Source organism: Agarivorans sp. 1_MG-2023, assembly GCF_030548385.1.
Classification (GTDB): domain Bacteria; phylum Pseudomonadota; class Gammaproteobacteria; order Enterobacterales; family Celerinatantimonadaceae; genus Agarivorans.
In genome coordinates this window covers 161,061-181,002 of record NZ_JAUOSJ010000005.1, presented here as the reverse complement: position 1 = coordinate 181,002, position 19,942 = coordinate 161,061, and the positions used below count along the sequence as shown (strand labels likewise).

Annotated in this window: 18 protein-coding genes; 4 read left to right on the top strand and 14 right to left on the bottom strand. The window is 42.7% G+C overall.

Annotated elements, in window-relative coordinates:
* Positions 1–135: 135 nt before the first annotated feature.
* The 10 genes from Q4592_RS09125 to Q4592_RS09080 form a co-directional block, all read right to left on the bottom strand.
* Positions 136–1,719 carry a replication endonuclease gene (locus Q4592_RS09125; RefSeq protein ID WP_303512117.1) on the bottom strand — a complete coding sequence of 528 codons (1,584 nt, stop codon included), beginning with the start codon at positions 1,717–1,719 and terminating at the stop codon, positions 136–138.
* Positions 1,706–1,972 carry a hypothetical protein gene (locus Q4592_RS09120; protein WP_303512116.1) on the bottom strand — a complete coding sequence of 89 codons (267 nt, stop codon included), beginning with the start codon at positions 1,970–1,972 and terminating at the stop codon, positions 1,706–1,708. The genes Q4592_RS09125 and Q4592_RS09120 overlap by 14 nt, the downstream gene beginning before the upstream one ends.
* On the bottom strand, positions 1,965–2,213 hold the full coding sequence (locus Q4592_RS09115; RefSeq protein ID WP_303512115.1) for an AlpA family transcriptional regulator: 249 nt from the start codon (positions 2,211–2,213) through the stop codon (positions 1,965–1,967). Before Q4592_RS09115 ends, Q4592_RS09120 begins: the two co-directional genes overlap by 8 nt.
* Before the next feature lie 98 nt (positions 2,214–2,311).
* Complete coding sequence (locus tag Q4592_RS09110; RefSeq protein ID WP_303512113.1) at positions 2,312–3,307, bottom strand: hypothetical protein; 996 nt, start codon at positions 3,305–3,307, stop codon at positions 2,312–2,314.
* 11 nt (positions 3,308–3,318) lie between these two features.
* On the bottom strand, positions 3,319–4,062 hold the full coding sequence (locus Q4592_RS09105; RefSeq protein ID WP_303512111.1) for a hypothetical protein: 744 nt from the start codon (positions 4,060–4,062) through the stop codon (positions 3,319–3,321).
* A 108-nt stretch (positions 4,063–4,170) separates the two neighbouring features.
* Positions 4,171–4,644 carry a hypothetical protein gene (locus Q4592_RS09100; RefSeq protein ID WP_303512109.1) on the bottom strand — a complete coding sequence of 158 codons (474 nt, stop codon included), beginning with the start codon at positions 4,642–4,644 and terminating at the stop codon, positions 4,171–4,173.
* A gap of 25 nt (positions 4,645–4,669) precedes the next feature.
* Positions 4,670–5,179 carry a hypothetical protein gene (locus tag Q4592_RS09095; RefSeq protein WP_303512107.1) on the bottom strand — a complete coding sequence of 170 codons (510 nt, stop codon included), beginning with the start codon at positions 5,177–5,179 and terminating at the stop codon, positions 4,670–4,672.
* A gap of 22 nt (positions 5,180–5,201) precedes the next feature.
* Complete coding sequence (locus Q4592_RS09090) at positions 5,202–5,684, bottom strand: hypothetical protein (RefSeq protein ID WP_303512105.1); 483 nt, start codon at positions 5,682–5,684, stop codon at positions 5,202–5,204.
* Between the two features lie 501 nt (positions 5,685–6,185).
* Positions 6,186–7,190, bottom strand: a complete 1,005-nt coding sequence (locus Q4592_RS09085; RefSeq protein ID WP_303512103.1) for an FRG domain-containing protein — start codon at positions 7,188–7,190, stop codon at positions 6,186–6,188.
* Between the two features lie 150 nt (positions 7,191–7,340).
* Complete coding sequence (locus Q4592_RS09080) at positions 7,341–8,573, bottom strand: site-specific integrase (RefSeq protein WP_303512101.1); 1,233 nt, start codon at positions 8,571–8,573, stop codon at positions 7,341–7,343.
* 955 nt (positions 8,574–9,528) lie between these two features.
* On the opposite strand from Q4592_RS09080, the gene Q4592_RS09075 reads away from it, so the two are divergent.
* Complete coding sequence (locus tag Q4592_RS09075; RefSeq protein ID WP_303512099.1) at positions 9,529–11,781, top strand: DUF2971 domain-containing protein; 2,253 nt, start codon at positions 9,529–9,531, stop codon at positions 11,779–11,781.
* Between the two features lie 325 nt (positions 11,782–12,106).
* Here Q4592_RS09075 and Q4592_RS09065 read toward each other — a convergent pair whose 3' ends face one another.
* The 3 genes from Q4592_RS09065 to Q4592_RS09055 all read right to left on the bottom strand — a co-directional run bounded on the left by Q4592_RS09065 (position 12,107) and on the right by Q4592_RS09055 (position 14,086).
* Entirely contained in the window at positions 12,107–12,607 is a 501-nt protein-coding gene (locus Q4592_RS09065) for a hypothetical protein (protein ID WP_303512096.1), read from the bottom strand.
* Positions 12,607–13,521, bottom strand: a complete 915-nt coding sequence (locus tag Q4592_RS09060) for a hypothetical protein (protein WP_303512094.1) — start codon at positions 13,519–13,521, stop codon at positions 12,607–12,609. The genes Q4592_RS09065 and Q4592_RS09060 overlap by 1 nt, the downstream gene beginning before the upstream one ends.
* A 115-nt stretch (positions 13,522–13,636) precedes the next feature.
* Positions 13,637–14,086: an Lrp/AsnC family transcriptional regulator gene (locus Q4592_RS09055; RefSeq protein ID WP_303512093.1), complete on the bottom strand. Its 450-nt coding sequence runs from the start codon at positions 14,084–14,086 to the stop codon at positions 13,637–13,639.
* A 141-nt stretch (positions 14,087–14,227) separates the two neighbouring features.
* Between Q4592_RS09055 and Q4592_RS09050 the strand changes: the two genes are divergently transcribed.
* Together Q4592_RS09050 and Q4592_RS09045 are read left to right on the top strand one after the other, a co-directional pair.
* The gene (locus tag Q4592_RS09050) at positions 14,228–15,223 is read left to right on the top strand and encodes a DMT family transporter (protein WP_303512092.1); all 996 of its coding nucleotides are present in this window, start codon (positions 14,228–14,230) and stop codon (positions 15,221–15,223) included.
* A 2-nt stretch (positions 15,224–15,225) separates the two neighbouring features.
* Complete coding sequence (locus Q4592_RS09045; RefSeq protein WP_303512090.1) at positions 15,226–16,410, top strand: amino acid aminotransferase; 1,185 nt, start codon at positions 15,226–15,228, stop codon at positions 16,408–16,410.
* Positions 16,411–16,475: 65 nt separating this feature from the next.
* Here the strand turns inward: Q4592_RS09045 and Q4592_RS09040 are convergent, their stop codons facing one another.
* A complete protein-coding gene (locus Q4592_RS09040) occupies positions 16,476–18,200 on the bottom strand; it encodes a hypothetical protein (protein ID WP_303512089.1) in 1,725 nt (574 codons plus the stop codon).
* 343 nt (positions 18,201–18,543) lie between these two features.
* Between Q4592_RS09040 and Q4592_RS09035 the strand changes: the two genes are divergently transcribed.
* Complete coding sequence (locus tag Q4592_RS09035) at positions 18,544–19,797, top strand: hypothetical protein (RefSeq protein WP_303512088.1); 1,254 nt, start codon at positions 18,544–18,546, stop codon at positions 19,795–19,797.
* Positions 19,798–19,942 lie beyond the last annotated feature (145 nt).

Below are 19,942 nucleotides of genomic sequence, written 5' to 3'. Positions count from 1 at the left end.
CATAACTTCAATACTAATGTTTCTTTCAAAGCACCTTTGAGCTCACATATATTTCTGAGTATTTGTAACAAACTGCCTGCCTTATATACTTTAAGATACTCATAGACCAATACTAGTCTAGCTAAGTACACTTATTTACAGAACTCCAAGTAAAGCCGAAGAACTAGACCCCCTAACCACCTGCCACTCAAAATGGCGGGTGACTATTTCTAAGCCTTGGTAAAGCACGCCTTTAAGCCGTTTCACAAGTACATCACCATAGGCGTTGGTCTTACACTCGCCTGTTTCGGTATCTACGGTTTGTTGGTAATACACTCGTAATGGCCTATTGGCTAACTTGCACCACACGCCGCCCATTACCTTAGTAAATTCTTTCCAATTGGCAGTATCTGCGGCTGTAAAGGCTTGTTGAATAGTCTCGTCAAACTGGCATACCTTCTTTAGCCTGCGTAGCTCTCGCCATACAGTGACCGATGCCCCGCCCACTTGTTGAAACTGCCTTATGCGCCAGCAAGCCGCCCAAGCGTTTACTCTAGCGGCGGCTTCTATTGGCTCTTCACCATGTATGCCACTCTCTAATGATTTGCCGTTAATGTTCTTAGACACGTATTTGGCTAGGTAACCCGCTGCGCTGCCTTTGTTGGGGTCTATTTCTACCGCTTTAAAGCGGTGTAAGTCTGCGCCCTTTTCATCACCATCTTCTTGAAAAGCATAGTGGCGATAAATATCTAACATGCGCTGCTTTTGCTCAGGAGCAACAAACACTAGCAAGTGCCAATGCGGTGTACCGTCATGGTGAGGCTCGGCAACTCGAATGCCATAAGGTTTGATATTGTCTCTATCGAGCTGGGCGCGGATTTTGGCGTAGATATCACGTAGGTAGTGTTGACCATCTTTAGGTAGTGAGCCATCCCATTTAGCATTACGGTGGCCAGTAGTACCATAACTAGAATGATACTTAGACGGGCAAGTAAGCGTTAAGAACAAACCAACATGCTTATGCTCTTCGGCTAACTCTTGAAATCCCCTCGCCCGTACCATTAACTCTTGTCTGCGGATTTCGGGATTAGACACATTTAAGTCTGATAGCTCTTTTAAGCTATAGCGCTGCCCTGCATCATTTATCACAAACGAGCTAGACATAAGCTTGTCTTGATAGGCTAATTGCGCCGTTCGGCGGTTAAGGGTGATGTTACTGCAATAGATTTGCTTTCTTTTGTTTACTAGGCTTAAGTGCTGAGCAGTAGCTTCAATATCTTGATTCAATTTCTGGCGCAGCTTTCTAAGCCACCAACCACTGTTCTTAGTGCGGTTGATAGCCCCTTTATAAGTATCGCTTTCGGTGTAGGCAGTATCAATTTCACCCTTCAATAGAATACGAGGAATAGGCGGCTTTATGCCTTTACCCCGTATGTAAGCGGCTATATCTTCATAGGCAGCTTTAGGTGAGTTACTTAAGCGTGTAAGCCTTGTGCAGTTATCGGCCTTTTCAGTGGCTTTTTTTCTTAAGTCTTCTTCACACAAATCTAGGTTTATGCTTATGGGCTTAGCACCAATGGCTTTAGCCACATTATCGCGGATAGTGCGGATGCCAATATTGGCATCTCGCTTAGTAGGCGCAGCATGATACTGCGCCATAAGTGGCATTCTAAACTCTGTAGGAAAGCTGGCTAATATACGCAAAACATACGCTTTATCATCTTGCTCAGGTACGGGCATTAAACACCTCCCAGCCTTTAGTACTAATGCGGTATTGCAACCAAAGCACTCCATATTCGCGAAACCGCGAACCATAGATAAGACCTAAGGCTTTTAAACGGTTAAAGGTTCGACTATCAAAGCGTTTACTCAAGTCACCTTGAACCAACATTCCCTCCTCGCTACCTTCAGGTGTTATGTAAAACTCAATGCGTATGCCGTTAGCAAAATCACTCAGCATTCTTAATGCTTCTTTGGTAATTAACTTAGACATGGGCAGCACCTCCCAACTGGCCTAAATGCTCTAGGCGTTGAAAGCTGCAAAGCCATGCGTCTAAGTCTTCGCGTAAATAGCGAACCGCTCGGCCAATTTTAATGAAAGGTGGTGCTGGGGTGTGGTTGTCACGATTACCGCTCATACGCGCTTGGCGTAAATAAGAGCGGCTCATGCCAATGTAGATAGCGGTTTCTTGTTCGGTTAGTACGCGTTTATCTGCTTCACTAAGATTAATCATGTTTGTTGCTCCTGATACATTTAAAGTTCAGGAGCAGTGTTACTTAGTGAAAATGGCTATTTACCGAAGCGTTTAACCCGTTTAACGAAGTGTTTAATTTAAACGTTAATTAACTCTTTAACCCGTGAGATAACCGTAGATAGAGAACCAAAACTAAGGGTGCGTGTATCATTTTTCCTGCGTGTTCGCCAAAGTACCTGACTTTCGCTTACATCTTTAATGATGTTGTAAATATCGTATTTACGCTCACCTTCATCTGTTTTCGCTTCATTTTCCAAATACCGCCAAACACTTTTGTAGTCGGTTTGTTCAGCATCACCTAAGATCCTTGCAATAACTTCATGCAAGTCATTTTTAAACGATATCGAATCTAAAGGTTTGCGTTCTAGTTTATCCCCAATCCTTACTGCATCACTTGGAGCTGTTGACTGCTCTTGAAGTGCTGGCACTTCAACCTCTTCATTGCCAAATATCTGCGCTTCTAGCTTTTTAAGGGAAGCCAAGCTAATGCCTAGATCTTTGTACTCAAATTCGAAAGGGTGTTCTTTCAAAACATATTCTGGCGTTTGCTCGGCTTTCTCTCTTAAGCTGTCACTTACAAAGGGATCGGTTTGGTAACCTGCTGGAGCGTTTTTTTCAAGCATGTTCTGAATCATATCCAAACCTTTAACCCAGTCATGTGTTTCTGATAAAACCTGCTCAAAAAAGGGGAAAATGTTAATAACAGGATGCTCGGTTAACTCTCGGGGATACCCCCATTCGCGATACAACTTATTTGGAAAACCAACGGTATATGGAATAGGTGCTGATAGTAACTCAGCCCCAGTAATATCAACGGCTCGTCCGAAACGTAATCGGACTTTTTTCTCGTCTACAATCGTTACTGCATGTTCAGCGGGAATACCTACCCAACCACGGTAATTGTAGGTTCCTAAGCCTCGGAACCCTTCTTCGAAAAACACACCAAGAATTGATTTGGTTTTTCCAACAAAACAAGCCCACTCAAGCTCTGCTAAGCTGGCACTTCGGACAACTTCGGTTTCCGTTAACTTGGAATGACTCCCAACTTCAGATAACGATATAAACTTTTCCAAAACAACTCCTTTTATTGGGTTTCATCATCCGCTTTAGTTCCGAAACGAAACTCGTACTTGAGCCCATCAGTAGGGAAAACTTCCGTAAATTCGCCATTCCAAATTGCTATGTGAGACTCAGAACGAGCCACAAACATACCATTTGCAATATCACCTTTATGGTTGCTTAAAAAGATGCACGATTTATCAGGGCTTAGCTCTGCTAGCTCACAGCCTTCAAAATGCTCAATACTATCTTGTGCCAAACCTTTACCTTGAGAGTAACTAAACCAAGGTAAAGCGACAGTTGAAAAAAGAATGCACAGCACTATGTATGGAGTTGCAAGCATAAGTACAGAAACCTTTAAGGGACCATACAAGTAAAAATACAACCGCTCGGGTACATCTCCCCCTCTAGACACAGCTTCAAATTTAAACTTCAATGGGTTTCGTATGAAATAGATGGCGATAAAAGAAAATACAAACACGACTGCAAAAAACATTAGTAGGAAGTAAAAGTGGTTTTGTAGGTAAACCCAGAGATCTATCACCACTAAAAAAATAACCATGAAGCTGCCGACCAAATGTTCTTGAATTGATTTTGGAAAAAATTCTCCGCTCATACCAAAACCAATGTGGTAGCCATAGGTATGGAAGTAACCAAGCAGATAGAGTGCAGGAACAGATACTGTCATTAAGCTAATGATGCGATTTGAAGAGACAAACGCCAAAAGTCGGTTATTACCTTTTGTGATTTCCTTATCTTCAGGTTTCATCTAATATCCATTACAACAAAGTTATTGATTAAATGAATACTAAATCAACTTAAGCTGCTGAACAATATAGAATATCTTTTAGAGCACAGTATTGAGAAGATAGGCCAGCTAGTTAGTAGCTAACTTCAATATAACTTGGTTTGTTTCTACATCTTTAACTAGCTGGCCGCTTGCCAAAACGCCTGATTTGAAGCGGCAGGCGTCAAACACCTCCAACGGCGCTTTAGTAAAAGCAGGATTATTGGTAAGACTTTTGACTGAGTCACTGATAAAACTCGTGTCATTCTCAGTAACAGAATTACTTAGCTCACACCCTTTTGTTATGGCTTCAATATTTTGTTTATTTGAAAAAGTGATAATAGCATTAAGCCACCAATCATTGCTGTTAGGAAGAAAGCTTTCTTCGACCGCATCGCGAATGATTGGCCCTGAAGTCCAATACACATCCTCTATCTCCAAACCATCAAGGTTCACAAATAACGCCAAGTCTTCAACACTGCGAGAGTACTCTGTGAAATCACGATTTGTAGGGGCTTCTTCACTACAACCAAATAGGCATAAGGATGTAAATAGAAAGGTCATGACAACCTTTAACCCCATACCTAACTTAATTTAGCACCCCAGTTTTAGGAATGTACTGACCATTAGCATGTCTAAAAAACACATTGCACTCTGTTAGCTCAAAATCATCGCCCGTCTTTTGAACATAAGGGTTTAGCTCGATGTAAACATCGACATTACTCCCCTCACTTTTTGACGCATCTACAATCGCTTTGTACACATTGTATTTTTCATCAATGAAAACTTCAGCAGCACTTAAGTCTGAGTTTGTCCAAGGCATTCTGAGGATCAAATCACTTTTACAATTAGGGGCCTTTATCGGCAAAGCTTTTTGTTGAACCCTCACCTCGAATTGCCCGCCGTTCATAACAAACTGATCTGCGCTAAGCTCTTTTATTGACTTAATGCTTTGATCATCCAATGAAAGCTTCAGGTGATAATAGCTTTTGCCATTAGACGTTGTAGTAACGACATCTTCATTACTCGCACAGCTAACATTACTGAATATTACACCGGCACTAACGTATGCTATGGCTAACGTTTTTTTTATACTCATAATTATCTATCAGCTCTAAATTCTATGGAGTTACAGGAGCAACGTATTTATTCCACTTGTCTATGTACTCATGTGGAAGCCCCTTGCCTAAAGGCGTGTTGTAATATTGCTTCCAATAATTAGCTTGGGCTTTAATGTCACCAGCTTTTGGCAGTGCTGCAGGAACACGCATATAGTGAACCCTCGCCATAGCAGCAGCGTATTTATCGTTGTTTTCTAGCTCAGTGATTTTGTTGGCGTTGGGAGAACTCAGAAATGATATTACGTCTTTTGCGAGCCCTTTACGGTACTTCAAAAAATTGTCCCAAATATCATCATGTGTAGCAGGTTCCATTTGAAAATAACCTTTAGCTGGACCACCTCCAACCTGACTTCGATACATGAAGTTGAGGCTTTCTTGCACCGCTGTACCCAATAGGAGCTCTTCGGCTGCTAAGTTGGCACCACCAATCTTCAAAAGAACAGGCTTTATAACCTGCGTTCTAAACACTCTTGCTTTGCTCATGCTTGTAACTACTTGATAGTTGAAAGCTATATAGTAACCCAAAGGCTAATGACAAAAAACACTAATAACTTAATAGATAATAAGGACGGCAATGACACTGGTATCTATCAAACGAATGGCGTCACCTTCAAAGCAGCTAACATTTGGAAACGACTAGAGCGACTAATCAAGCAGGGACTTTGTTAACTTCGCAACTGCAACACTATAAAAAACGAGAAAGTACCCAAGAATTACCATCGAAAATAGAACAAGCAAAATAACTGGTTGATGGATATTTTCCAATAATATTACTTCTGTGTTACTCGGCAACCTTTTAAACAACCCCGCAATACTAGAGCTCTGCCAAACAAAAAAAAGTAGTAGAGTATACTTGATTGGCCTATTCATAACCGTGTGATTTCTCCAATTTGACATCTGCGACATCAGAGTTGCCATAACTACACCTGAATAAAACAACAAAAAGTTGACCATTTTACTTACTCCTTGCTAAGCATCAGAAAACTATAGGTATTTACTAGAGTGCCTATCATACATGGTTGCTACGCAACCAGATATTCCCGGAAACATTGTCGAAGAGTTGATAAATAAACGATCTAGCTCCCTAAGGAGTTCCCCTGCATATTTGGCTGATAGCCTGAACTCATAACCAATTTCTCCTCCCATTACATCACTGAGCTTTCTTAACATGCTATAAGTTCTATCTTCTTCCATCATTGCTGTTTCTTCTGCCAGTTTCGCTTTTAAGTACTCATTCAATGAAACAGGCTCAAAACTCTCATTCTTAATATTTCCGTACTCAGTACAACACAAAAATATCCCTCTTTGACTGAGAAGATTTTGATTAAAATAGGTTGGAGACTCTACCGTATGATATGTCACGATTGGTGTAGACGAACTGTTTAGGTCCTCAGATAGCAAATGAATGTCCTTGAGCATTGAGGGAGAACTCAATAAGCTACAGCGCTTATTCAAAGCGAAAACCGATAGCGACTTAACACGCTTCCCGTCCTTTTGAAGCGTTAGGCAACCTTTGGCTGCAAAGTAGGCAGCCACCAGAGAGCTGTAAGACCAATCCATTAACCGAGTAGGTAAGCCGTAGTGTTGCGCTAGCGCGAGCATAGAATAATAGTCGTTACTCGGCCAAGAAGTCTCCAATCTAGTTATTTTACTAAGCTCATCAATGTTCTTATAGCGATCAATAAGTCGGTACAAGAGCTGCTCTTCAGGTAGGTGATGCCCATTTCGATTAACTTCGAGTAAAAAATCTCGAAGCATACTCCACTCAACCTCTCTCTGCTCTCTATATGTTTTCATTGGCCCAGTGCAGACACTTCCATTAAATGGGAACTTCGCTGATTTTCGAAATGCTGACGGCATCAGTGCCCAATTTGAATTCCCTTGCCCCCTAAAAATAAATTCCGAGAAACTATTGTTGTTTAACGTGGTACTCATAGGTGAGATTTTACTAATAAACGATTTTACAGACTTAGATACTATTTTCTCCATCAGAAACCTCTTAGTTACTGAACTAACTACAACCAACCAATCAATCAATCAATCAATCAATCAATAGATTAATTCCACTCTACTACTTGGTTATACCTCTATCTCACTAAATATCCTGAGGTTTATTGGATGATTTATCAATAGCCTTAGCTATAATAGATTAACCGCTGCCGCTTTATGCTCTGGCGCTAAATGCGCATAACGTAATGTCATATTCATATCAGCATGGCCTAGTAACTCGCGAACTGTATTTAGGTCGACGCTTTTCATTACTAGCTTGCTCGCGAAGTGGTGGCGTAAGTCGTGAAAATTAAAATCTTCTAATTCGGCAAGCTCAACCACCTTAGCCCAGCCTTTCTTGATATCGGTTAGCGCTTTGCCCTCTTCGCCCTCAAATACATAAAGCTTACTGGTAGTTTGTTTGCGCCAATCTTGAATGACTTGCTGCACTGTAGGGTTTAAAGGAATATGGCGGGTTTTACCTGATTTAGCAGCTTCACCGCGAATGGTTAAGCTGGGAATGTTTAAATCTATATCTGTCCATTTTAAGCCTAGGATTTCGCCTCTACGCATGCCTGTATTCATAGCTATTAGCACTATAGGCTCGATGTGGTCGGCAAAACGGTAGTTATCTAAGCTTGGTAGAGGCTCGTAACCGCGTTGCTCTCTAAAGGCATTACCACTATTGCGTTTTGCTTTGGTGTTTTTATCTCGTTGGCGTAACGCTCCTAGTAATAGCGCTTCTTCATCGTCATTTAAATAACGCACCCTAGAGTTGTCCAATTTGTAGGCTTTTACTTTGCTTAGTTCGTGGGCTTCGATAATTCCCCAGTCAACGGCTCGACTTAGCGCACCTTTAAGGGTGTTAACGTTGTAGTTTATAGTCGCCATTGAAGCGCCCTGTTTCTTGCGCTCTGAACGCCACTTCTCTACATCCCATGCGCTAATATCAACTAACTGCTTATCGGCAAAGCTCGCAAAGTTTTTTAATAATACATTCTTAATTTGGTTTGCAGTACGAGTATTGTTCGTAACCAACCAAGGGTGATATTTGTTTTCTACATAGGTGGCAAAGCGGGTGAATTTTTCGGCAGCGGCTTTGCGCTTTAAGACTTGTTTTTCAAGTTGTACATCTTTGCCAGCGGCTACCTCTCCCACTTTTTGCTTGGCTAAATCACGGGCTTGTACGGGGCTAATATGTCCTGCTTTACCAAGCAAATAATTCACTTGTTTACCGTTAATCCGGTAATAAAGGTAGTAGTTTATTGCCCCAGAGGACGAAATCCGTGCATGAAAGCCCTTTATTTCGGTGTCATTTATGCGTTTATCGGCAGGAGACAGCGCCTTAAGCGTTGATGTACCTATCTTTCCTGTAATAGCCAAGTGCAAATCCTGTGTAGCAAATATGTAGCAGATTGGCAGTATAACAGTGTTTTTCAATATTATTCAGTGAACAAACAATAACAACTTAACCCATTGATAAATAAATACAAAGCAGCACTTTTATGTTCATTGTTGTTCACTGCAATATACCCTAAAACACCCCTAAATCGGACTCATAATCGTTAGGTCCACAGTTCAAGTCTGTGAAGGGCCACCATATACAAAGCCTTGCACCACATCGGTTGCAAGGCTTTTTTCTTGCCTAAAGACCGCTAAAAACTAGGCTCAGACCCAACGTCTCCGGTCCATATCTGGTTCATCTTGGGAAAACTGGGCCTGTTAGCCTGCTTTCAGCTATGGCCGCGCTAGTGTGGCTCACTCAGGTTCACCTCAAAACAAGTCGATTATATACCGCCCTTCTAAGCAAACTCAGAGCAGAGCACATGCTGGGGTTAAGCCCTGAATTCGATTGGGGAAATTTAGTCACCACTCACCAACCCTACGACTCGACGGTAGCTAGAAATGCATAGGTGCAATCGGCAGATTCTTACTTCAATGGAAGGATGATGGCTCCGCTAACTTGCTTTAGCCGCGCAAAAGACCAGAAATAGACCGGAGCGACGGGTCGTCGAGTCGAGGTATAGATTGTTACCCTCTTTCGAACCAGCATAGCTAGCTAGTGATGGGCTAGCTTATTCATAGGTAGTCGCTTTGCCCCATCGACTACCCATCCTCAGCTCTAGCTAGCTCCTTATGCTCTTGGTTAACCTAGAGCCACAAACTAGAAAATGAGCATTTTCATATTAATGGATTGTCTCAATGTAAACAAATAGTAAGCAGCTTTTTCCTTGCCGAGATATTTCTAATTAGAATGAGTTAATGGGAGTTGTGGCGTCTTTTTTCGGAGTGCCGCCGTTTATCATGTGGAAAACAATGATAGCTAGACAAGAGTTACATGAGCCATATCAGTGATAAAGAGATAGAAAAGCACTTAAAACGCAGACGATTTTCTCGCTTGCAGTTTTTGAAACAAACCTACCAAGATGAAGGCAACGAAAAGCACATTGGCTATTACTATTTCCTACTAATGCTTCGTTACCAAGATACCTCTGAAGTGTTTGAGCAAATCATTTTGCGACGTGGTTGCGAATCACAAGCATATTCCTATTTAGGGAATGTAGCAGAAAGCTCCTTTGACGGCCCTCATGTTGCTAAATCTTTCTACAGAAAAGCACTAGCGCTCGACGAAAATAACACCGATGCGCATTGGGGACTGTATATAAAAGAAAGAAACGAACAAGCTCTACATCAAGCAGTACGGCTGACCGAAAAAGCGGGTAATCATGATGCGCTGATACATATGCTGATCAATGTTTATTATGAAGGGAGTGACCACGCTAATTTTCCCATCGAGCACTGGAAGATAGTAAAACGGGAAGCTCTTTCTGCCGAATCTCAGGTTGCTGGTTGTTTGAGACCAGCTTTGGTTTTGGCTTATTTCTACCTCGAAGAGTATCCGCAAGGTGTGCAACTGATAAAAGATCAAAAAGTTCACTATTCTCCGTCTGTTTTACGCCCCTACGAGAAGCAAGGATTACTCTCCTCAGCAGAACTGGCGACAAAAGTATGGGAGTTTGAGCTAGATAAAATATTTGGAGACAACAAGCTAGGCTTGTACTTAGAGAAAGCAAGGCGTTCTGAGCAAGAAGGAGCGAAAGTATCTCAAAACCAACTACTTAGGGCGGCGTTTGACGCACGTGCATTTGATAAGGTTACCTATCACTATCAGCTAGACGTAGACTCCCCCAGAGAGGTGAAGGGCGTCACGGAAAAATTATTCTACCTCTATGCACAAGTAGAGTTAAGCCAGCCTCTAGATCACGAAGTATTAACGCAATTGGAGAGGAGCTCTTCACAGTTGAAGGGGAGCAATAAAGCATGGTTTTGCGCATTGAAGTGCAAGCGATCTATCGCCAACTTGAGAGACAGCCTGCAATCAGACCGCACTATCAGTCTCCCCGCACGAAACCAAGGCTTATTCCAAGATGCAGAAAAACAGCTTAAAACACCCGAATTACTATCGATACCTACCTATGAAGAGCTGAAACAAGAACTAAACGAAGTCGCAAAGGAGTGGGACGAGAAGCTCTTCCATTCTGAGCTTAAGGAGGTTGAGCAAGCCTATAGTGACGGAGATGGAAATGACATTGATCTGTTGGAGTTAGCACAAAGAGCGGCCAACTGCCGAGAGAACGAAAAAGCGATTAACGCAATAACTGAGTATGAAAAACAACATACCGCTACGATGTCCTCCCAAAACACGCTGGCCGTTTGCTATGAGAGAATAGAGGAGCATAAAAAAGCTATGCGGACTTATTCAAATGCTATCAATCTAATGCGTCAATCTGGTGAGCTAGACCTAACAGTTATCAATAATTATATTCTTTGCAATGAGCGCTCTCCCACTAACGAGCTTGAAGAAACCGAAATAGCCACGCTCAATCGAGAGTTTAACTTGGCGCTCATTGAATCATATAAGTGGCATACTTTTACCGCTAAAGCGCAGGGGAGACTATTCAAATATTCACCATTTAACATCAATACAATAGACTCCTTAACCAATCTGTATTTTTACCTCCCGAGCAAAGAGCAACTTAACGATCCAATGGAGCTGTCGACTGAAACATCACTGAGCAAATCATTACACATTGATGAAAACTTGCGCATTTGCTGTTTCTCCAATGATGACAAGTCGACGCTAATGTGGGCGCACTATTCTCAAGAACATCAAGGCGTAATGGTTGAGTACTGGTTTGGTGGAGAGTTGCCCGATGGAGTGGGCTTCAGCAAGGTTAATTACACGCATGAAACCCAAAGGGAAAAAGAAAAAGAAGAATACCTTTTTGATCAGTTTCTGTTAACCAAAAACAAAGCCTGGGCCTACGAGGACGAGGTTCGCTTATTCACCAACAAAAGCCACAAACTTAGCTATGAGGCCTACGACTACCCTGATTTTGACCGTGAAAAAATCAACGCCCGCGTAGACAGAATTACCATGGGCTATAAATTTCCAGGTGACAAGAAACAATTACTACAGGCGCTTGTGTCAACCATTAATGCTAAGCGCAAGCCCCATGAGCCCAAAGTATCTCTACAGGAAGCATACCTAGAAGACTTCACGATCAAGTACAGGAAATATCCAGACTAAGCGTAGAGTGAACAAGATAACAACTTCCGACGATTCGACGACCCGACGCAAAAAACAAACCGTCTCCCCTAAAGGGAACGGCTTTGTTTAACTGCCTATAACACTACTTACATACTCCGATACCTGCCCAGATACGGCTCGTAGCCTATCCGTCGAACGTGTCGTCGTTTGTGGGTTGTGATGCCCTAGCAAATGCTAGGTTTCGTAGAGCGTAGCGCCTGAGTTAATCAACATACTGGCAAAGCTATGGCGCAGGTCGTGGATACGCAGATTACCCAAGCCTCCTGCGGCTTCTTTGATACGCACGAAAGCTTTCTTAGGGCGATTAGTTGGTAAATAGCTTTACTAATATCTGGTTATTTTCAGTATCCTTTACCAACACGCCATTTGACAACACATCAGATTTAAATCGGCACGCATCCTGTACCTCCATTGGCGTTTTACTTACAAATTCTGGGTTATTGGTAAGTTTTTTAACCGTTTCATCGATAAAAGCATTATCGATTTCGGCTAATGAGTAACGAAACTCACAGTCTTTTGTTATCTCACTAATGTCTTGGCCACTAGGGAAGGTTAATACAGCATCTACCCACCAATCATTACTAGTGGCTAGCATGCCTTCGGTTTCTCCGCGAACAGTACTACCTGTAGCCCATTTAACAGATTCGATTTGCAAACCATCCAGATTCATAAACCGAGCTAGTTCATCAGCACTCTGCGAAAACTCAATACTATCCTTTGCTGAACCATTCTTATCGTTCATATCACCACAACCTGTTAATAAGCCTACAGCTATCAGAGAGCTGATTAAAAAATTCCATTTCATTAGATTAGATTCCACACCATACGATTTTGCTTAGGTTGCCTATCGCGCTCAATCCAGCCTTTTTGCTTAGCCATGCTTTGCGCCTCTTTTGGTAATACACCCTTCCAACTAAGTGAACGAACCAGTGTAGAGCTATTCAGATAAGGGTGCGCAAGCCTTACTTGTGTGAAGCGCCCATTTTCACTATCAGGAATCCCCGTTTTTATGTCTTTCTGACCGGGGTTGAAGTTATACATATCTTCAGCATGAAGGGTCATGATTAAATAAAAATGAGGCGTGCTTTTAGTCACAGTGACATTTACTTGGCCACTTAACCAAATGGTATGGGCACCAATAGCCTTTTGCCAGTTTTCTGTTTCTGGGTAAGGAAACAATTTAGCATCGGGAAAACTAGACAAAGCAGCCCCACAGGGAATTGCTGGCCCAGTTACATTAAAAGCAGTTCGATTTTGATCAGCCATCCAAAGGTCAATCACGCCAAGTTTGATGTGATTAATGGCATTGTTTAAGGTTGTTCTACCACTTCTATCACTGGATACATAGCGGTCATAAGCAAAAGTTCGATTAGCCCCTTTACCTCCTAAGAAGTGATTGTATGCTGCCAGTGCATCTACTAAATCAGGACGAAATGTTTCGCCACCTGCAGTCATTGCTTTCCACTTTAGTAAACTAGCCCTATCCCCCATAGTTGGCGCGGCTTGGGGGAATACTAGATGCCCTTTGTCATGCATGATACTAGGACGAGAAGGAGCACCAAGCTGATAAATATAAGAACCTTTAAATGACGACTTTAAGGACTTTATCTGCTTTGGTATATCGCCTGGTGAAAGATCAAGTCGCCCTCTCTCCTGGGCCACACGGCCTTGGTGAGGGTTTCCATTGTAATTACGCTGAAAAGTGTCCAACGAAGCCATAATACTTCCATGTAATTCAAATAAAGATGAATCTATCAATATGAGATGACTCTTTCAATACATATTGATGAACTAGTTAACTTAAGAATCAATATCAACGGTCATCTAAAACAAACTAAACGGGCAGTACATGTTGGTTTTTCACTTCTCGAATCGCAAAGCTGCTGTCTACTTGGCTTACCATTGGCAAACGTTGTAGCTCCCTTACCCATTGTTCGTAGGCGACTAAATCTGCGGTAAGTACTTGTAGCAAGTAGTCAAAAGCACCCGATACTGTATGGCAGCTAACCACTGCAGCCATATCACTCACCGCTGATTCAAAGGCCATTACAGGGGCGTCTTGATGCTCTTTTAAACGCACATGCACAAAGGTGGTAATGTTTAAGCCCAATTTAGATTTACTTAAGTGAGCTCGGTAGCCTTCTATAAATCCTTGGTCTTCCAGTAACCTCAATCGTCTTGCAACGGGTGATGGCGATAGCCCCACTTTATCAGCCAATTCGGCGGTGGTTATTCTGCTGTCTCGCTGAATTAAATAAAGTAGCTCTTTATCAACATTGTTCACACAGCCCTCATTAGCTCAAAACATCACTTAATAAGTAAAATCTAACACTCAGAGCCAACTAAGTCTTCTTTACTGGATCAAAGTGCCAATTATCACTGTTATTAATTAGTAATAATAAAGGGGTAACCAAGGAATGCTCCTATGCAAATACCTCAATCATTGACACATGTTAAACACCACTACTCTGGCAGGCCTCTTGTGCAAGCTATTCAAAGTAGCCAGCAGCAACGGCGTTTAGGCTTGTTAGCGATAATGGCCACGGTATTGATTTGGTCTGCTTACTTTATATCCTTGCGAAGTAGTGCGTTATCGCCCTTAAGCTTACTTGAGCTGAGCTTGTTTCGTTATGTGATTCCAGGATTATTGCTTAGCCCCTTACTGATAAAGCGTTGGCAGCGCATTCGCCAAGTACCGTGGGTTTATTTAGCTGGAATGGTAATTGGAGCTGGTTTGCCATTTTTTCTGGGGTCTGCGGTAGCCATGGGCTTTGCGCCCGTTGCGCATGGCAGTACCTTGGTGCCGGGGGTTGCACCTCTCTTTGTAACGGCTATTGCCGTACTCGTGTTTAAACAACCTTTTGAATCGTTTAAAAAACTTGGTTTAAGCGCTATTGGCGTGGGAGTAATACTGTTGCTGGCGAGTAGTTGGCAGCAAGTAAACTCACAACAAATATTAGGGCAGCTAATATTTTTAGTCGCGAGCTTTTTGTGGGCAGTATTTACCATTTGTGCTAGGCAAAGTGGTTTAAAGCCCTTAGAAACAGCTGCCGTAGTTACGGTACCTAATGCTGTAATGCTATTGATTTATCTTATCAGCTCCGGCTCTCACACTTGGGGCTTTACTCAACTACCTTGGCAAGCCTTAGCGGCACAAATGCTGGTACAAGGGCTTGCAGTGGGTTTGTTGGCCAGTTTTTGCTACGGCTATGCCATTACTCGATTAGGCGCAGAGCTAAGCTCAGCCTTGGGTTCACTAACGCCTGTATTTGCCTCAATGTTTGCTTATTGGCTATTTGCTGAAAGCCTCGATCTACTAACAATTATAGGTATGATAAGCACTGTATTAGGTGTGATTGCCGCCAGTGGATGGTTAGTAAAAACAACCACTAAAGCCACACCCTCTCGCTTAAAGGAATGACTATGTTTGAAGACCTCCCGATTGCTAAAGATGATCCTATTTTATCCTTAGGCATTGCCTATAAAGCCGATCCTCGTGATAACAAAATTGACTTAGGGATCGGGGTGTATCGCAACGAACAAGGCCAAACACCAGTGATGCAGGCGGTAACCGCAGCACAAAACCGTTTGTTAGCACAGCAAACCACTCAAGCCTACATTGGGTTAGCTGGCAATGCTGAATACAACCAAGCCATGTTAGATTTACTACTTACAGGCAATGCCGCTTATTCAAGGTCAATCGCTATGCAAACCCCTGGCGCCAGCGGAGCACTGCGCTTGTTAGCCGATTTAATCGCCAGCGCCAAACCTAACGCTACGGTGTGGCTATCTAATCCTAGCTACGTAAATCATCAACCGATTATGCAAGCGGCAGGCTTAAAGGTGGCGTTTTACCCGTATTTTAATCCCGCAAGTAAACAGGTTGATGAAGCCGCTATGTTAGAGCAAGTCGCTAAACTTGGGCCTGATGACGTACTGCTACTGCATGGCTGCTGCCATAACCCCACAGGGGCCGATATCTCTTTTTCCGCGTGGCAAAGTATTACTGAACTGGCGCTTAAAAATGGTTTTTTACCCTTTGTAGACTTAGCTTATCAAGGCTTTGGCCAGGGCTTAGAAGAAGACATTAAAGGCTTAAGCCATTTAGCTAACCGTGTGCCAGAGCTGCTACTTGCTAGCTCAAATTCTAAAAGCTTTGGTTTATATCGTGAACGCAGCGGCGTGGCGATAGTAGTGGGAGAAACCCTGCAACAAGCCACAAATGCTAGAGGTAAGCTGTTTGAATTAGCGCGCAGAAGTTACACCATGCCGCCCAACTGGGGCGCATCTATAGTGGCTGAGATCTTAAATAACAGCCAGCTAAAAGCTCAATGGGAAAATGAGTTAAATCAAATGAGCCTACGTATGCGTAGTTTGCGACAAAACCTGGCCGATGAGTTTAATCTGCAATCTAACAGTGAGCGTTTTAGTTACTTTACCCAGCACCAAGGCATGTTCTCGCTAACGGGTTTTAGCCACCAGCACACCGAGCAGCTGCGTGAACAACACGCAATTTACATTGTGGGTGGTGGGCGCATTAACATCGCAGGTTTAGCGCAGCAACAGATCCCCCGTTTAGTGGAAGCTTGCCTTGCTGTGGGCGTATAGCTACAAGCTCTAAAAACAAAAAAGCTAGCAACCTTGCTAGCTTTTAATTGTCTGCAAAAAACTGATTAAGCAGTATCTTTTCGTTTGGCTTTTACCGCTAACTCTAACTTTTCGCTTAAGCTGGAGTTGGTTTGGCTTAAACTCGTGATGTCTTGATGGGCTTCGTTAACTTCTCGCTGTAATTGGCGGTTCACTAAATCACTGGCTTTTAGTTTTTCGTCAAATTCCGTTATCTGGCTTTGTAATTTGCCACTATCAATTTGTGCATCGAGGATCTGCTCATCAAGGTTAGTTAACGCCTGTTTGGTCAGCCTGTGGCCTTCTTGTTCTTTTCGCAAGTTGGCTTCAAGAATTTGCAGCTTTTGCTTCACTTCTTTTATTTGATGATCTTTTTCTAATACACGGTTATCAGTATCCGCCATGCTATTGCTAAGCTGCAATTGCGAGCTAGTATCTGCTAGTTGTTTGCGGGTTTTCTCTGCATGTTGCAGTGCATTTTCCTGCTCCGCTTCAAGCTCTTCAATGCGCTGTTTAAGTTCGCGTTCATTTTGCTGAGCTTGTTCTAGCTCCGGTAAAACTTGCTCTAACTGTATCTCGTTACTGCGATTAACGGTATCAAGCGCTTGTTTGTCGCCGCGTACTTCATTTAATTCTTCGTTCAACTCGCTAGTTTGCTGATGCATGCTCTCAATTTTTTGTGCATCCTCTAAACAACGTTGCTCTAAAGCAATCAGTTTTTGCGAGAGCTCTTCTTCGCGCTCAGCCGAGGCGGCCGAATTACTGTTATCTGATTTTTGCTCGGCTAAGGCTTGCTGAGCTTGTTCTAGTTGTTGGTTCAACTGCTCTATCTGTTCAGCTAATAACTGGTTATCGCTTACATTTTGCTGCGTTTGTTCACCTAACTGGTCGCCTTGCTCAGTTAACTCTGCAATTTTTTGTACTTGCTGCTGCTGAGTGTCTTCTAGTTGTTGGTTTTTCAGCTCAATGCTTTGCTTACTTTTCACCAGCTCTGTCATGCGCTCACTCACCTCACAGTGCTCTTCTGTAAGCTGCTTGGTTAGCGCCAGCTCTTTATCCAGCGCTTCGCTCATTTCACCTAATTGCTTACGCAGCGCAAGCTCCATCTCACTTTGTTCTTTGGCCGCAGCTTCTCCGCTTTGCTGAAAACTCGCCAGTTGGTTTTCAGCAGTTTGCAACTGCTCTTCCAGCTCCAGTTTTTCGGTATTAAGTTGTTGGTAGGCTTGTTGCTTGTCTTGCTCAGCAGTATGATTTTGCTCTGCGTCCGCTTGCGCTTGCTCCAACAGCTGTTGCTGCTCTTTGGTGAGCTGCTTACTTTTATCTAATTCAGCGAACAACTCACTGGTTTTTGCCGCTGCCTGCTCTAGCTTTTCGCGCAATTCGAGAAGTTCCGATTCAGCCACCTCAGTTGCATTATTGGCGGCAGACAACTGTTGATTATGTTGGCTAGTTAACGCTAAGCGCCCTTCTTCCCAAGTTTGCTGTTTCTCATGGGTAATACGTTCAACTTTGGCTTCAGTTGACTGTTCCAGCTGCATAAACCAATCGTTTAAGGATTCGGCAAAGCCATTAGGTAAGCTAGCAATGGCATGCTGCTGACTATAAGTTCTGAGAAGATGCTTTTGCCCGCAAGCGGCAACCTCTGCAATTAGCTCATCACTGGGTGACTCACCATTTTGTTGTTTGAGGTATTCTGCTATCGACGATTCGTCGAGCGAACCTTCACTTTTAAGCATTTGACGTACAAGTAAATCTAACTGTTCAGCATCCATGACTTTTCCCTATCAGGTTCAATACCATTGAACCTAATACTGCAATTGGTTTGGCGGCAATCAAAACCACCCGAAGCTATTGATTAGGCGCACTATACCAACCCCGCAATCAAGGGATCAATCAGCAGCAGCTAAAACAGTTAAGGCAATCATATAATTATTGTTATGCGCTGTTATTGACCGCTAGATAAAGCCAACAACCTCACCTAAACAATAAACGCACCCTCTCAAAGTTGTATTTACAATTCTATCACCTAATATTTAAGCAATAATTCATAATGAGTTAATTAACTAAAGATAAAACAAGCAGTAGCGTAGATTTTTTAGTTATTAGAGGTGTTTTATGGGTTCAGAAGACTTTATTAAACAATTACAGGGCTTTCCCTTGGCGTGGCAGTGGCAACGTAAAAACAATGTCTTCAGCTGTGACCAAGCTTTAATTGATGCGCTAGGCTTTTCTGGGCAAAAACTGATCAGCCTTAAGCAGTTTGCTGCACGCTTAGATTCAGGCCAAGTGCAGTATCTTCAAAAAGCGATTCTCGATTCTCAGAAACAACAAGATCCAGAAAGTGAACATACCCTAGAGTTAAATCTAGTTTTTAACATCGACCAAGCCCGTTATGCTGGCCAGGTATTACTCTGGAAAGAGCGCATCAACCAAGTGAATGGTTCCTTAGAATTTCTTTTACCGCTATTAAACAAACACTCTGAAACGGAATTAATAGGCGAGCACCTTACCAACCCCTACTCCCCAGCATTAATATGCAACAACCATCATCAAATTATTTGGCTTAATCAATCCGCTTGCGAAGAGTTAGGTCAGCCTAACTACCAGTTACTCGCCTGCAAGCTAAACAATCAGAATGGAACACCGCCAGAACAAGACTCAGCAACAAACAGCCTGCAATGCAAAAGCTTAAATGGCCTGTCTATTAATTTTGACGCTCAAGCTAAAGACATCCATACCAATGCGCCTAAACAGCGTTTCTTTTTGTACCAACTCGAAGTAGAACACGATAGCGCCACTCAACACACCGCTAACCTGCGCTGGGATAACGAACAAAAATTTGCTCAGCAATTAGCGGAAGCCCAACAGTTTTTAGAGAAGCAAGAAACCCTCGTTGTGTTTGCCTTAAAATTAAGAGCAGAAGGTGATAACTCTTCTGAAAAAATGAAACGAATGATTCTGGATAACTTAAGACGCTTAAACCAAAAGATAAGTGTTGGCTTTATTAATGCTCATACTTTATCTGGCTTTTTAGCAACGCCTAAAAAACTGGCCCATATCCAACATCGTTTAAGTTCAGCAGTAAGCCAGCTTTTAAAGCCAAGTTCGCCAGCGGAGTCCATTCAAAGCCAAATGGGTGTCTCGGTATTGGGTGTTGATGCTAGCAATAGCGAGCAGTTAATAAACCACGCTAAACATGCAATGGCTAACAGCCCATTTTGCGAGGCTAGTGAATTAGCGACTGAGTCTCGCTTTTTCGACACTCGCTTAGAAAAAGCCAAACAACAAGGCTCACCCAAGAAAGCCAGCGAAACACAAGCTCCTCAGTCCAAGCAGCATGATGATATGTACATTGACCTAGATAACTAGGAAAAAGACATGGCACGTTGATAAAGCCCCTTGAACTTAATCTGTTTAAGCCACTCTATATAGCCGAACTCCAAAATAAGTTAAATTTATTAACAAGTTGGCTCGATGCGCTTAGCCATTTAGTGCTATAACAAAGGGTAGCTTG

Bases quoted from the DNA above. Each gene is read 5' to 3' on its own strand.
- Q4592_RS09125 (WP_303512117.1), bottom strand. From the start codon at position 1,719: ATGCCCGTACCTGAGCAAGATGATAAAGCGTATGTTTTGCGTATATTA.
- Q4592_RS09120 (WP_303512116.1), bottom strand. From the start codon at position 1,972: ATGTCTAAGTTAATTACCAAAGAAGCATTAAGAATGCTGAGTGATTTT.
- Q4592_RS09115 (WP_303512115.1), bottom strand. From the start codon at position 2,213: ATGATTAATCTTAGTGAAGCAGATAAACGCGTACTAACCGAACAAGAA.
- Q4592_RS09105 (WP_303512111.1), bottom strand. From the start codon at position 4,062: ATGAAACCTGAAGATAAGGAAATCACAAAAGGTAATAACCGACTTTTG.
- Q4592_RS09100 (WP_303512109.1), bottom strand. From the start codon at position 4,644: ATGACCTTTCTATTTACATCCTTATGCCTATTTGGTTGTAGTGAAGAA.
- Q4592_RS09095 (WP_303512107.1), bottom strand. From the start codon at position 5,179: ATGAGTATAAAAAAAACGTTAGCCATAGCATACGTTAGTGCCGGTGTA.
- Q4592_RS09090 (WP_303512105.1), bottom strand. From the start codon at position 5,684: ATGAGCAAAGCAAGAGTGTTTAGAACGCAGGTTATAAAGCCTGTTCTT.
- Q4592_RS09085 (WP_303512103.1), bottom strand. From the start codon at position 7,190: ATGGAGAAAATAGTATCTAAGTCTGTAAAATCGTTTATTAGTAAAATC.
- Q4592_RS09075 (WP_303512099.1), top strand. From the start codon at position 9,529: ATGAGCCATATCAGTGATAAAGAGATAGAAAAGCACTTAAAACGCAGA.
- Q4592_RS09065 (WP_303512096.1), bottom strand. From the start codon at position 12,607: ATGAAATGGAATTTTTTAATCAGCTCTCTGATAGCTGTAGGCTTATTA.
- Q4592_RS09060 (WP_303512094.1), bottom strand. From the start codon at position 13,521: ATGGCTTCGTTGGACACTTTTCAGCGTAATTACAATGGAAACCCTCAC.
- Q4592_RS09050 (WP_303512092.1), top strand. From the start codon at position 14,228: ATGCAAATACCTCAATCATTGACACATGTTAAACACCACTACTCTGGC.
- Q4592_RS09045 (WP_303512090.1), top strand. From the start codon at position 15,226: ATGTTTGAAGACCTCCCGATTGCTAAAGATGATCCTATTTTATCCTTA.
- Q4592_RS09040 (WP_303512089.1), bottom strand. From the start codon at position 18,200: ATGGATGCTGAACAGTTAGATTTACTTGTACGTCAAATGCTTAAAAGT.
- Q4592_RS09035 (WP_303512088.1), top strand. From the start codon at position 18,544: ATGGGTTCAGAAGACTTTATTAAACAATTACAGGGCTTTCCCTTGGCG.